This is a genomic window from Telluria sp. LT2P34 (assembly GCF_059685915.1).
The window spans coordinates 209,159-223,746 of the sequence record NZ_JCASIN010000004.1 but is presented as its reverse complement, the minus strand read 5'-3'; the positions used below and the strand labels follow the sequence as shown (position 1 = coordinate 223,746).

Sequence of the window (14,588 nt, the reverse complement as noted above, 5' to 3'; positions counted from 1 at the left end):
ACTCGGTTGCTACATGAACATCAAGGCGGTCATGACAAAGTCAAGGCCGAGGACGAGCAAGGACGCGATGACCACCGTGCGCGTGGTGGCCCGGGCGACGTCGGCCGGGGTCGGCTTGACGTGATAACCCTGGAACACGGCGGTGAAGGTCACGGCGACGCCGAATACGAAACTTTTGATGATGCTGCTGACGACATCCCGGTTGACATCGACACCGGCCTGCATCTGCGACCAGAAGGCGCCTTCATCGAGGCTGAGCATCTTGACGGCCACCAGGTAGCTGCCCATGATGCCGACGGCGGAAAACACGGCGGCCAGCACCGGCATGGCGATCACGCCACCCCAGAAACGGGGCGCCAGCACACGCTGCACCGGGTTGACCGCCATCATTTCCATGGCCGAGAGCTGTTCGCCGGCCTTCATCAGGCCGATTTCCGCGGTCAGCGAGGTGCCGGCACGGCCCGCGAACAGCAGCGCGGTGACGACCGGGCCGAGTTCGCGGATCAGCGACAGGGCGACCAGGGAACCGAGCTTGTCTTCGGCGCCGAACTGGAGCAGGTTGACGTAGAACTGCAGGCCCAGCACCAGGCCGACGAACAGGCCGGACACGATGGTGATGAGCAGCGAATAATTGCCGATGAAATGGATCTGCTCGGTAATGAGCGTCGGGCGGCGGAAGGCGCCCGGCGAGAACCGCAGCAAATTGAAGAAAGCCCGCGTCGCAAAGCCCAGGCTTTCGATCGATTCGCGCACGGTCGCGCCGGCGCTTTCCAGCAGACGTAGGATACTTGGCAGGATCATCGCTTCGCTCCCAGACCCAGGTCGTCGGCCAGCGACTTGCCCGGATAATGGAAGGGCACCGGCCCGTCCGGCTCGGCATTGACGAACTGTTTCACGTACGGGTCGGTCGACACGCGCAGCTCGGCCGGCGTGCCTTCGGCAACGATCTTTCCGGCTGACATGAAGTAGACGTAATCGGCGATGGCGAAGGTTTCGTTGACGTCGTGCGAGACGAGGATGGACGTGGAGCCGAGCGCGTCGTTCAGGTTGCGGATCAGGCTGGCCGTCAGGCCCATCGAAATCGGGTCGAGGCCGGCGAAGGGCTCGTCGTACATGATCAGTTCGGGATCAAGGGCGATCGCGCGCGCCACGGCCACCCGGCGCGCCATGCCGCCGGAGATTTCGCCCGGCTTCAGTTTCGAAGCATTACGCAGGCCGACGGCATTGAGCTTCATCATCACCAGGTTGCGGATCAGCTCTTCCGACAGATTCGTGTGCTCGCGCAACGGGAAGGCGACGTTCTCGAAAATGGTGAGGTCGGTAAACAGCGCGCCGAACTGGAACAGCATGCCCATGCGCCGGCGCAGCCGGTACAGGCCCTCGGTGTTGAGTTTATGCACGGCCTCGCCGCCGACCCGCACTTCGCCGCGTTGCGGACGGATCTGTCCGCCAATCAGGCGCAGCACCGTGGTCTTGCCGCAGCCGGAGCCACCCATGACGGCAATGAGCTTGCCGCGCGGGAAGTCCATGCGCAGGTTCGACAGGATCTTGCGATCGCCGTAAGCGAACTCGAGATCACGTATTTCTACAAGATTAGGCACAAGGGGGGATAACCGATTTTGGGAATCTCGTATTGTAGTGCAGAAACCACAACGCCTGCTTGGCACACCCTCGTTTTGAAAAGCCGTCCGACGCGTCTCTACAACACAACTAACCGAAAAGTCAGATATTTGGCGCATCCAGGGTGGGCTTTTCAGCCCACGCGCAAGCTAGCGTTCAGTTAGCTTTCCGCGTGGGCGTAAGTGCTCCCTACCTTGGCAATACGGACGAGCCCATCAGGAACTCATCCACCGCCCGCGCACACTGCCGCCCTTCGCGGATCGCCCACACCACCAGCGACTGCCCGCGGCGCATGTCGCCGGCCACAAACACTTTCGGCGCCGAGGTCTGGTAAGCCGTCTCGCCCTCCACCGTCGCACGGGCATTGCCGCGTGCATCTTTCTGCACGCCGAAGGCGTCGAGCACCTGCTGCACCGGCGAGACAAAACCCATCGCCAGCAGCACCAGATCGGCCGGCATCTCGAATTCGCTGCCGGGCACTTCGGTCATCTTGCCGTCCTTCCACTCGACATGGCAGGCCACCAGTTTTTCGACCTTGCCCTTGCTGCCCTCGAGCCGCTTGGTCGCTACCGCCCAGTCGCGCTCGCATCCTTCCTCGTGCGAGGACGAGGTGCGCAGGCGGGTCGGCCAGTAAGGCCACACGAGCGGCTTGTCTTCGAGTTCCGGCGGCTGCGGCATCAGTTCGAATTGCGTCACCGAGGCGGCGCCGTGGCGGTTCGAGGTGCCGACGCAGTCCGAACCGGTATCGCCGCCGCCGATCACGACCACGTGCTTGCCGGTGGCTTTCAGTTGATCCTTGAGCTTGTCGCCGGCATTTACCCGGTTTTGCTGGGGCAGGAAGTCCATGGCGAAATGCACGCCCTTCAGTTCGCGTCCGGGCACCGGCAAGTCGCGCGGCTGCTCGGCGCCGCCCGCCATCACGACGGCATCGAATTCCTGATGCAGATCTTCCGGAAAAATGGTGTCGCGCGCCATGTTGCTGACGGTCGTCGGAAAATCCTTGCCGATCAGGACGCCCGTGCGGAAGACGACGCCCTCGGCCTGCATTTGCTCGACCCTGCGGTCGATCAGGCTCTTTTCCATTTTGAAATCGGGAATCCCATAGCGCAGCAGGCCGCCGATGCGGTCGCTTTTTTCGAACACCGTCACGGCATGGCCGGCGCGCGCCAGCTGTTGGGCGGCAGCCAGGCCGGCCGGACCCGAGCCGACGACAGCGACCCGCTTGCCGGTGCTGACCAGCGCCGGCTGCGGCACCACATAGCCGCGTTCCCAGGCGGCGTCGGCAATCTTGCGTTCGATCGACTTGATGCCGACCGGCTCGTCGTTGATGCCGAGGGTGCAGGCCGCCTCGCAGGGTGCGGGGCAAATGCGGCCCGTCACCTCCGGGAAGTTATTTGTCGAATGCAGGTTGTCGCTGGCCGCCTTGTAATTGTTGTGATAAACCAGGTCGTTCCAGTCCGGGATCATGTTGTTGACCGGGCAGCCCGTATTACAAAACGGGATGCCGCAGTCCATGCAACGCGCGCCCTGCAGCTTGGCCTGGCCATCGCTCAGGGTGATCGTGAATTCCTTGTAATTCTTGACGCGCGCGGCGGGGTCGAGGTGGTCTTCTTCCTGCCGTTCGAATTCCATGAAGCCGGTGATTTTGCCCACGTGTTTTCCTTTTTAGGCCGCGATTTCGATTTTGTCGTTTGCTTCTTCCATGCTGCTGTTGTGCATTTCTTCCAGGGCGCGCTTGTAATCGGTCGGGAAGACTTTCACGAACTTGGCGCGGCTGTTGGCCCAGTCATCCAGGAGCTGGCGGGCGCGCGTGCTGCCGGTGTACTTGAAATGGCGTTCGATCAGGCGGCGCAGGATGGTGTCGTCCGACTCGCGTTCGCCATCGCGCGCCTGGCTGTGCCAGCCGGCCACGTCGCCCTGCTCCTTGGTCCCGAGCACGCGTTCGAGGTTGACCATGGTCGTGTTGCACTTGGCCTCGAATTCGTCCTTCGGGTCGTACACGTAAGCCACCCCGCCCGACATGCCGGCGGCAAAATTGCGTCCGGTTTCGCCGAGCACCGCGACGGTGCCGCCGGTCATGTATTCGCAGCCGTGGTCGCCGCAGCCTTCGACCACCGTCACCGCACCCGAATTGCGCACCGCGAAGCGCTCGCCGGCCACGCCATTGAAATAGGCTTCGCCGGAAATCGCGCCATACAGCACGGTATTGCCGACGATGATGTTGTCCACCGCCCAGCCGCGGAACTCGGTGTTCGGGCGCACGATCACGCGCCCGCCCGACAGGCCCTTGCCGACGTAGTCGTTGCCCTCGCCCACCAGGTCGAGCGTGATGCCGGCAGCCAAAAAGGCCGCCGCCGACTGCCCGGCCGTGCCGTGCAGCTGGATGTGGATGGTGTCGTCCGGCAGCCCGGCGTGACCATAGCGCTTGGCCACTTCGCCGGAGAGCATGGTGCCGACCGTGCGATTGACGTTCTTTACCGGCGAAATGAAGGAGACGCGCTCGCCCTTTTCCAGCGCGGCCCGGGCCTGGGCGATCAGCTTGTGGTCGAGCGCACGGTCCAGGCCATGGTCCTGCTCGCTACTGTGGAACAGATTGCGTGGCAGGTCGTTCTTCGGTTGATAGAAGATGTTCGAAAAATCGAGACCCTGGGCCTTCCAGTGGGTGATCGCCTTCGATTTGTCGAGCAGGTCGACGCGCCCGATCAAGTCGTCGTAAGTGCGGATGCCGAGCTGCGCCATCAACTGGCGTGCTTCTTCGGCGACAAAGAAGAAATAATTCACCACGTGTTCCGGCTTGCCCTGGAACTTGGCACGCAGGATCGGGTCTTGCGTGGCGACGCCGACCGGGCAGGTGTTCAAGTGGCATTTACGCATCATGATGCAGCCTTCGACCACCAGCGGCGCCGTCGCAAAACCGATCTCGTCGGCGCCAAGCATGGCGGCGATCACGACGTCGCGCCCGGTCTTCATCTGGCCATCGGCCTGCACCCGGATCCGGCTGCGCAAGCCGTTCAGCACCAGGGTCTGCTGGGTTTCGGCCAGGCCCAGTTCCCAGGGCGTGCCCGCGTGTTTCACCGACGACAGGGGAGAGGCGCCGGTGCCGCCATCGTGGCCGGCCACCACCACGTGGTCGGCTTTGGCTTTCGAGACGCCGGCCGCCACCGTGCCGATACCGACTTCCGACACTAGTTTCACCGAGATCGACGCGCTCGGATTGGCATTCTTCAAATCGTGGATCAGCTGCGCCAGGTCTTCGATCGAATAGATGTCGTGGTGCGGCGGCGGAGAAATCAGGCCGACGCCGGGCACCGAAAAGCGCAAGGACGCAATGTATTCCGACACCTTGTGGCCGGGCAGCTGGCCGCCCTCTCCCGGCTTTGCGCCCTGCGCCATCTTGATCTGGATCTGGTCGGCCGCGTTCAGGTATTCGGCCGTGACGCCAAAGCGGCCCGAGGCCACCTGCTTGATCTTCGAGCGCAGCGAGTCGCCGTCTTCCAGGGGCATGTCGACCGCGACCCGGTCCGAACCGAGCACTGAGGCCAGCGTCTCGCCCTTGGAAATTTTAATACCCTTGAATTCGTTCAGGTAACGGCGCGGATCTTCGCCGCCTTCGCCCGTATTGCTCTTGCCGCCGATGCGGTTCATGGCGATCGCCAGCGTGGCGTGCGCTTCCGTGCTGATCGAGCCGAGCGACATGGCGCCGGTGACAAAGCGCTTGACGATGTCTTTCGCCGGCTCGACTTCGCCCAGCGGAATCGCCTTGCTTGGATCGATGCGGAATTCGAACAGGCCGCGCAGGGTCAGGTGGCGCCGGCTCTGGTCGTTGATCAGCTGCGCATACTCCTTATAGGTGCTGAAATTGTTGGCACGGGTCGCGTGCTGGAGCTTCGCGATCGCGTCCGGCGTCCACATGTGGTCTTCGCCGCGCACCCGGAAGGCGTATTCGCCGCCGGTATCGAGCGCGTTGGCCAGCAGCGGGTCGGCCCCGAAGGCCAGGCTGTGCAGGCGCAGCGCTTCCTCGGCCACCTCGAACAGGCCGATGCCTTCCACGGTCGACGAAGTACCCCGGAAATATTTATCCACCAGCGATTTGTTCAGGCCGACCACTTCGAAGATCTGGGCGCCGCAATAGGACATGTAGGTCGAAATGCCCATCTTCGACATCACCTTCAATAGCCCCTTGCCGATCGCCTTCGTGTAGTTGTAGGCGGCGACATCGGGCGCCATTTCGTGCGGTAAATGTTGAGCCAGGTCGGCCAGGGTTTCCAGCGCCAGGTAGGGGTGCACGGCTTCCGCGCCATAGCCGGCCAGCAGCGCGAAGTGGTGGGTTTCGCGGGCCGAACCGGTTTCGACCACCAGACCGGTCGAGGCGCGCAGGCCGCGCCCGACCAGGTGCTGGTGGATGGTCGACGTGGCCAGCAGCGCGGGAATCGCCACCAGTTCGTTCGACATGGCGCGGTCGGAGACGACCAGGATGTTGTGGCCCGATTTCACCGCGTCCACCGCTTCCGCGCACAGCGAGGCGAGCGAGGCCTCGATGCCGTCCTTGCCCCAGGCCACCGGATAGCAGATGTTCAGTTCGTAGGACTTGAACTTGCCGCCGGTATGCAGGCTGATATTGCGCAGGCGCGTCATGTCGTCGAAACCGAGCACCGGCTGCGACACTTCCAGGCGCATCGGCGGATTGACGTTGTTCGTGTCCAGCAGGTTCGGCTTGGGACCGATGAAGGACACCAGCGACATCACCATGCTCTCGCGGATCGGGTCGATCGGCGGGTTGGTCACCTGGGCAAACAGCTGCTTGAAATAGTTATACAAAGGTTTCAGCTTGTTCGACATCACCGCCAGCGGCGAATCGTTGCCCATCGAACCGGTCGCCTCCTCGGACAGCACGGCCATTGGCGCCATTAGGAATTTCAGGTCTTCCTGGGTATAACCGAAGGCTTGCTGGCGGTCCAGCAGCGAAATCGCCGCCTTTTCGCCTTGGGCCGGGGCGTGGATCTGTGTGTGCGTCTGTGAGGCGCTCAGCTTGATTTCATTGAGCTTGATGCGCACCGACTTGATCCAGGCTTTATACGGCTTGGCATTCGAATAGGTGTCCTTCAATTCCTTGTCGTCGATGATGCGGCCCGCTTCCAGGTCGATCAGGAACATTTTTCCCGGCTGCAGACGCCATTTCTTGACGATGCGCGATTCCGGGATCGGCAGCACGCCAGACTCCGAGGCCATCACCACCAGGTCGTCTTCGGTAATCACATAGCGCGCCGGGCGCAGGCCGTTGCGGTCCAGGGTGCCGCCGATATGGCGCCCGTCCGTAAATGCCATGGCCGCCGGGCCGTCCCAGGGCTCCATCATCGCCGCATGGTATTCGTAGAAGGCCTTGCGGTTCTCGTCCATCGAGGTATGGTTTTCCCAGGCCTCGGGAATCATCATCATCATGGCCTGGGCGATCGGGTAGCCGGCCATGATCAGCAGTTCGAGCGCGTTGTCGAAGCAGGCGGTGTCGGACTGGCCCTCGTAAATCAGCGGGAACAGTTTCTGCAGGTCGTCGCCCAGCACGGCCGACTTCATCATGCCTTCGCGTGCACGGGTCCAGTTGAAATTGCCCTTCACCGTGTTGATCTCGCCGTTATGCGCAATCAGGCGGTAGGGGTGGGCCAATGGCCATTCCGGAAAAGTATTCGTCGAAAAACGCTGGTGCACCAGCGCCAGGGCCGAGACGCAGCGCGGATCCTGCAGGTCGCGGTAATACACGCCGACCTGGTCCGCCATCAGCAGGCCCTTGTAGACGATGGTGCGCGCCGACATCGAGGGCACGAAGAACTCTTTACCGTGCAGCAGTTTTAAAGCCTGGATGGCGTGGCCCGATGACTTGCGGATCACATACAGTTTGCGCTCGAGGGCGTCGGTGACCATGATGTCCGGGCCGCGGCCGATGAAAATCTGGCGGATCACCGGCTCCTTGGCTTTGACCGTCGGCGACATCGGCATCGCCTCGTCCACCGGGACATTCCTCCAGCCGAGCACGACCTGGCCTTCGATGCGGACGGCACGCTCGATTTCCTGTTCGCAGGCGATGCGCGAAGCGTGTTCCTTCGGCAAGAACACCATGCCGACGCCGTACTCGCCGGGCGGCGGCAATTCCACGCCCGCCTTGGCCATCTCGTCGCGGAAATACTGGTCGGGAATCTGGATCAGGATGCCGGCGCCATCGCCCATCAGCGGGTCGGCGCCGACGGCGCCCCGGTGATCGAGGTTTTTCAGGATCAACAAGCCCTGGTCGATGATCGAATGGCTCTTGTTGCCCTTGATATGGGCGATGAAACCGACCCCGCAGGCATCGTGTTCATTGGCGGGATCGTATAAACCTTGGGCAATCATGGGCGACTCTCCACAGCATTTTCGGGGTATGAAAGTCGAGAATAGTGCAATGCAGCAGAGGCAGCAAGGGAAACAATTAGGGTCGGAGTCGGATTAATATAAAGCCCGCCTCGCAATTAATTTAATGGGGACACAGCCAATTGACGACAAAAACTGGCCAGCTCTTCAATATAAATTCGTTTTCAATGGCATGTGACGGCAGAATCTTGCGGGCGCGTCTCCCAGCCGACAGCGGCTTGCCTCACGGACCGGCGGGTCGTGGCATCGCGCTTGCGCCGGCGACGCTGCGCCGCATCAAAGCGGGTTTGCGGGTGGGGTCTTGAACGGGCGACCGCGCTTTGCGGGCAGAATGCGGCGCTGGGTCTTGCGTTCGAGCTCGCGTTTGAAGGCCTGCGAGCCAAGCGGCTGGCCGCTGTGCACAGAGGCGGCGATCTGCTCGAGTTCATCAAGCGCGATTCCCTGCTGTACCAGGTCGATATAGGCCGCTTCGCGCTGGAAGGGGGTATTCCCGAGCGCCCAGAACAGGGCATGGTCGGTGATGGCGGGGTCGGGCTGCAGGCCCGCGTGATGGGCGTAACTCGACCAGGCGTACTTGCCCGGATCAGAGGCCTGGCCCTCGCGCAGCGGCGCCAGCTCGATGAAGCGGCTGCACATCAGGAAATGGCGGTCGGTATCGACGACGGCGGTGCGGAAACGCCCTTCGAACAGGCCGCCGGCGCGCGCATATTTGCTGTTGTACCAGGGAACGTAGAAGCGGCCGAGCTTTTGCATCATCGCCGCCAGTCCCGCCGCCGTCTCGGGCGTGGCCAGCAGGTGCAGATGACTTGGCAGCAGGACATACGCGTGCACTGCCACGCGGTAGGCACGGCTCGCTTCCCGCAGCCAGCCGAGAAAGCGCGCGTAATCCTCGGGCTCGCGGAACACGGCTTGCCGATCGTTGCCGCGCTGGACGATGTGGTGGGGCTGCTGGGGGAGGATCAGGCGCGGTTGGCGGGCCATGGGGTAGGCAAGAAAGAGGCGGTGAAGCCTATTCTAGCGCGTCGGCCTCACCCTGTCCCCCATTTACGAACCAGCAGCGTCTAGTCGCGCTAGTCACGCCAATATAAACCCGGCCGACAAGCTGTAGCCCTCGCCATAGGCACTGCGTAGCGGCAGTTCCTGTCCCAGCGCCGTGCGCGTTTTCTTGCGCAGGCGGTAGACCAGCATGTCGACCCGGCGGCTGGCGTCGGGATCGTCGCCGCCCATGCCGGCCACGATGGTGGCGCGCGGCACCGGGCGGGTGTTGATCGTCAACAGGTGCAGGAAATTGAATTCCTTTTCGGTCAAGTCGATGACTTTGCCCATCAGCTCGAGTTGGCGTGCGCTCACGCGCAGGGTCCACTTGACCGGCGCAGGCGCCGGTTCGGCCGGCTTCACGCGGCGCCCCAGCGCTTCGATATGGGCAGCCAGTTCCGGAAACTTGATCGGCTTGGTCAAGTAATGGTCGGCGCCCAACTGCAGGCCGAGGATGCGGTTGTCGAAAGCCACGCGCCCGGTCAGCACCAGCAAGCCGATTTCCGGATACAGCTGGCGCATGCGCGGAATGACGGTAAAGCCGTCTTCGTCGGGCAGGCCCAGGTCGAGTACGACCACGGCGGCGGGGGTGCGCGTCAGCGCCGCCCACATTTCGGCGGCCGACGTGGCGACCGTTACTTCATGTTCCAGTTCACGCAAGAACTCGGCCATGTCCCCTGCGTAATCGTTGTTGTCTTCAACAATCAGGATCTGCGTCATCGATTGGCCATCTTCTCTGTTTCAGGTTACCTGTCAATGGTGTCAGGAGTGTTGGCATCAATACCCGCACGGCGACGATTATCACCGCCGCACTGTTTTGGTGCAAGTGCTGCGGGTAGTTTTACTACGCCCGCGACCGGTAACCAGATCCGGAACTCGGCTCCGCCTCCGGCCGGACTGGTGAGGTTCAGGACGCCGCCGTGCACTTCCACGATCGAGCGCGCCATGTACAGGCCCAGGCCGCTGCCCGGCATGCCGCTGGCATTTCTGCCGCGGTAAAACTTGTCGAACACGCGCTCGCGCTCGCCCGGCGGCACGCCCGGTCCGTGGTCGCGCACGCTCAGTTCGAGGCCGCTCGCGGCGAGCCGTCCGCCGAGTGCGATGTTGCCCTCCGGCCGAGAATAGGCGATGGCGTTGTCGACCAATACCTTCAGCGCCAGGCGCAGGCCTTCGGGATTGCAACGCAGGGATTCCGGCAAGTCGCGCGTGCGGATGCTGGCCTGGCGGCCGGCGGCACGCACCTGGGTCGCGCATTCGTCGAGCAACTGGCGTGGCGCGAGCGAAGTCGCCGGACGCTCGCTGCCGATCCCGGCCATGCGTTCAGGCGACAGGTAGTCGTCGAGCATGGCGATCAGGCGGTCGGTGGCCAGGGCAATCTTGCGGTAGCGCGCGCGCCGGCCCTCGTCGGCCTGGCTGCTGGTCGCTTCCAGGCGCTGGATGGCGCCATCGATGGTCGACAAGGGCGTCCGGAATTCATGGTTGAGCATGCTCGCAAAACGTTTTTGCTCGGCTTCGCGCAGGCGCCGCGCCGACAGGTCGCGCAGCAGGCCGACCAGCGCCACCGGCTCGCCCGCGGCGTCGCACATGATCGAAGAAATGATTTCCACCGGAACCGGATAACCCTGGGCGCCGTGCAGCTCGGTTTCGCGCACCAGCCGCAGCCGGCTGCGGTCGCCCGCGCGCAGGCGCCGCAGGCGTTCCGGCAAGCCAAGGCACAGGGTGGCAAGCGGTCCGCCGGCGCCGGGCCGGACCCAGGCCGCCACTTGGTCCGGGGTAGTGCCGAGGAGTTGTTCGATGGAGGGAGTCAAGTAACGCAATTCGCCGCTGGCGCAGTCGATGATGAAGGCGATATCACCGCCAAGCTCGGCAATGACACGGAACTGCTCGGTCATGTCCAGGCTGGCGCTGCCGGAACAGTCCTTACTCGCGCTGCGCTTCATCCAAAACCTTCCATGAATTGTGGAACTGCGCCGACTGGACAGTGGCGCAACGACGGAGTATATCGCCGCGTATGCCTATCTGTATAGGCAGCCTTGGGATTCAGGCAATGTATTAAAGAAGGAAGAGGCGTAAAGACATAAAATTTTGTTAGGCGACTAAGCGCCACGTCAAAATCTTGTTCACAATCCTGGCCCCGCGGGCAGCATTCAGGAGGCTGAGATGATTATCTGCGAGATATTGAACAGAAGGGATGCAAGCTGCGGCAAGGTGGCCGCAACCCGCACTAGATAAGCCTGACCACCGCCCTTATTGCTCTTCCAGCGGCGCGAAGATGGCCTGCAGGTCTTCTTGCGTGAGCGCCATTTTCTGCGATTCGCCTTCGGCCAGGATCGAATTGGCCAGCTCCGATTTTTTCTGCTGCAGCTGCTGGATCTTTTCTTCCAGCGTGCCCTTCGCGATCAGCTTGTAGACGAACACCGGTTTGTCCTGGCCGATGCGCCAGGCGCGGTCGGTGGCCTGGTTTTCCGCCGCCGGGTTCCACCATGGGTCGTAGTGGATGACGGTGTCGGCCGCGGTCAGGTTCAGGCCGACGCCGCCGGCTTTCAGGCTGATCAGGAAGATCGGCACCGCGCCCTGCTGGAAGGCGGCCACCTGGGCCGACCGGTCGCGCGTCTCGCCGGTGAGGATCGCATAGCGGATGCCGCGCGCGGCCAGTTCTTCCTCGATCAGCGCCAGCATGCTGGTGAACTGCGAGAACACGAGAATCTTGCGGCCTTCTTCCAGCAAATCGTCGACCATCTGCATCAGGTCGACCAGCTTGGCGGAGATTGCTGTCGTGTTCTTTTTCGACGGCATCGATTTCACCAGGCGCGGATCGCAGCAGACCTGGCGCAGTTTCAACAAGGCCTCGAGGATGACGATCTGGCTGCGCGCCACGCCCTTGCGGTCGATTTCCTCGCGCACCTTCTTGTCCATCGCCAGGCGCACGGTTTCATACAGGTCGCGCTGGGGGCCGGTCAATTCGACGCGGCGCACCATTTCCGTTTTTTCCGGCAGTTCCTTGGCGACATTGTCTTTCGTGCGACGCAGCAGGAAGGGACGGATCCGTCGGTTCAGCAACATGCGCCGCACCGGGTCGTCCTGGCGTTCGATCGGGTGGCGGAACTGGCTGTTGAAACCTTTTTCCTCGCCCAGCAGGCCCGGCAGCAGGAAATGGAATTGCGACCAGAGTTCGCCCAGGTGGTTTTCCAGCGGGGTGCCGGTCAGGCACAGGCGGTGGCGCGCGTCGAGCGAGCCGGCCGTTTGCGCCGCCTTCGAGCGGGTGTTCTTGATGTAGTGGGACTCGTCCAGGATCACCAGGTGGTAATGGTGCTCGCGCAGCTTTTCTTCGTCACGCGGCAGCAGCGCATAGGTCGTCAGCACGATGTCGGCTTCTTCGATCCGGTCGAACAAATCCATCCGCTCCTTACCCTGCAGCAGCAGCACTTTTAAATCCGGGGTGAAGCGTGCGGCTTCTTCCTGCCAGTTGGTCATCAGGCTGGTCGGTGCGATCACCAGAGCCGGGCTGGTCAGGCGGCCGGCTTCCTTCTCGGTCAGGATGTGCGCCAGCGTCTGCACGGTTTTGCCGAGGCCCATGTCGTCGGCGAGGATGCCGGCCAGGTCGTATTCGCGCAGGAACTGCATCCACGACAAGCCGTCGAGCTGGTAGTCGCGCAGCGTCGCTTGCAGGCCGGCTGGCGCCGCCACCTTTTTCACCGAGCCGAACTGGCTCAGTTTGCGGCCCGTCTCGCGCAGCTGCTCGCCGCCGAACCAGCGCATCTCGACGCCGCGCGCGAGTTCCTCGAGGCGGCTCGCGTCCAGCGTCGACAGGCGCACCCGGTTCTTGATCTTGTCGTTGAAATACAGTTCGCCCAGCGTCGCCAGGATCGGCTTGACGCGCGACCAGGGCAGGGCTACCCGCAGCCCCTCGGGTAATGTTGCCAGCATTTGGTCGCTGTCGCCATGGGCGGCCAGCACGGCCGGGTCAAAATCGGCCGGCGCATTGCGGATCAGTTGCACCAGCACCGGCAGCAGCGGCACGCGCTTGCGATTGACGACGATGCCGAGTTCCAGCTCGAACCAGGCCTTGCCGGCTTCTTCTGGCTCGTCGATCTCGGCATACCAGTCTTCGACCGCGACCACGTCGTAGCGGTATTTGTTCGATTTCTGCAAGTGCCAGCCGGCATCCGACAAGGCGTCCAGCTGGCTTTCGGCAAAGCGCAGCCAGGCGGCCTGGCTTTCCAGCTGCAGCGCGCCGGCCACGCCGGACAGCGGCGTGGTGGCCGGCTTGCGGAAACCGAGCTCGCCGAGTGCGTCGAGCGCGGCGCTTTCCGCAACGGCATCGCGCGCGATGATTTCGGTGACCTCGCCGATCTGGCGCACCACGCGCTGCGACGGATCGAAAGAAATGCGCTGGCCGTCGTAATCAAAGGAGAGCACGGCGAAATCCTGCCAGCGCTGGGCGCCGCTATCGGCCAGGGCCACCGCGTCGAGCAGCAGGAAGGGTTGCGGCTTGACGTCGTCGCGCAGGCGCTGGGTCAGCGGTTGCGGCAGCGGCATCAATTCCTGCAAACCATGGGCCAGCAGCAGTTGCGACACGCGTTTCTTGTCGGTGCCGGTCAGCACCGGGGCTTGCGCCACCAGCGCCTGCAATTCGGCCAGCGAAATATCGACGCCGCCGCGGTTCAGGGCCAGCGGTCCGCAAGACAGGTTGTCGATATACCAGGGCGGATCGGTCGGCAGCATGTAGTCGATCAGGTCGGCGCCCGGGTGGTTGGCGGCGCCGTTCGCCGGTTCCACCGACCAGCCCAGTTTTGACGCACGGCCTTCGTCGCGCCATGCCAGGTTCGCCTGGCGGGTCGGCCCGGCCTGCAGCGGATACACGAGGCCGTTGGCCATGTCGGCCCAGGAATTGGCCCACAGCAGCTTGCCCTGGCGCAGCAGCAAATCGAGCAGGATGGCGCCGACTTTGCCCTTCGGTTCGGTCGCGCTGGTGCTCTGCGAGGAACCGCTGCGCATGGCGATGAAGAAGCGCACCAGGTCTTCGTCCTCGCCCTCGAGGTAGGCCGGCGGCGCGGACAGCAGCGAAAACACTTCGTTGACCGGACTGGCGGCGGCCACTTCGCCGTTCGGGCGCAGGCGTGCCTTGCACAGGCAGACGGCGACATGGCGCCCGCCGCTGGTGGGGGCCATGACGTAGACGAATTTGTACAGGGTCGCCTTGGGATCGGCGATTTCGACATTCAGTTTCGGCTGCGGATGGGCGGCAGCCTCGACCCGTTGCAGCCAGGTCGTCACCGGCGCGGGCAGTGCGGGAGCGCGTGCCGGCGTCGCGCGCGGTGCCGGAGCATCGCCTGCGTGTTCGCGTGGGTAATCAACTGTGTGCATGGGTCTCTGAAGGGTGTATTAAAAAAAACAACAACCACCATTATCTCTCATACGGGCACTTCAGTTTTGTTCGTGATCGCACGTAGCCGAGAAATCTTTACTGTGTGAAATTCTCGCCACGCTGAGCTGTCAAGACTGGCGCTTCGCACAGGTTTGCGTATGATTGC

General features: G+C 63.1%; 8 protein-coding genes. All 8 read right to left on the bottom strand.

What is annotated here, in order from left to right; genetic code table 11:
* Positions 1-9 precede the first annotated feature (9 nt).
* Positions 10-801: a lipid asymmetry maintenance ABC transporter permease subunit MlaE gene (mlaE, locus tag AC56KZ_RS13560; protein WP_497162699.1), complete on the bottom strand. Its 792-nt coding sequence runs from the start codon at positions 799-801 to the stop codon at positions 10-12.
* On the bottom strand, positions 798-1,601 hold the full coding sequence (locus AC56KZ_RS13555) for an ABC transporter ATP-binding protein (protein WP_497162698.1): 804 nt from the start codon (positions 1,599-1,601) through the stop codon (positions 798-800). Before AC56KZ_RS13555 ends, mlaE begins: the two co-directional genes overlap by 4 nt.
* Positions 1,602-1,809: 208 nt before the next feature.
* On the bottom strand, positions 1,810-3,273 hold the full coding sequence (locus AC56KZ_RS13550; protein ID WP_497162697.1) for a glutamate synthase subunit beta: 1,464 nt from the start codon (positions 3,271-3,273) through the stop codon (positions 1,810-1,812).
* A 12-nt stretch (positions 3,274-3,285) separates the two neighbouring features.
* A complete protein-coding gene (locus tag AC56KZ_RS13545; protein WP_497162696.1) occupies positions 3,286-8,001 on the bottom strand; it encodes a glutamate synthase-related protein in 4,716 nt (1,571 codons plus the stop codon).
* A 294-nt stretch (positions 8,002-8,295) separates the two neighbouring features.
* On the bottom strand, positions 8,296-9,000 hold the full coding sequence (locus tag AC56KZ_RS13540) for a transposase (RefSeq protein WP_497162695.1): 705 nt from the start codon (positions 8,998-9,000) through the stop codon (positions 8,296-8,298).
* Positions 9,001-9,093: 93 nt separating this feature from the next.
* The gene (locus tag AC56KZ_RS13535; protein WP_497162694.1) at positions 9,094-9,774 is read right to left on the bottom strand and encodes a response regulator transcription factor; all 681 of its coding nucleotides are present in this window, start codon (positions 9,772-9,774) and stop codon (positions 9,094-9,096) included.
* A gap of 26 nt (positions 9,775-9,800) precedes the next feature.
* A complete protein-coding gene (locus tag AC56KZ_RS13530; protein WP_497162693.1) occupies positions 9,801-10,994 on the bottom strand; it encodes a PAS domain-containing sensor histidine kinase in 1,194 nt (397 codons plus the stop codon).
* A gap of 307 nt (positions 10,995-11,301) precedes the next feature.
* Positions 11,302-14,421, bottom strand: coding sequence for a DEAD/DEAH box helicase (locus AC56KZ_RS13525; protein WP_497162692.1), 3,120 nt, complete (start codon positions 14,419-14,421; stop codon positions 11,302-11,304).
* Between the last annotated feature and the right edge of the window lie 167 nt (positions 14,422-14,588).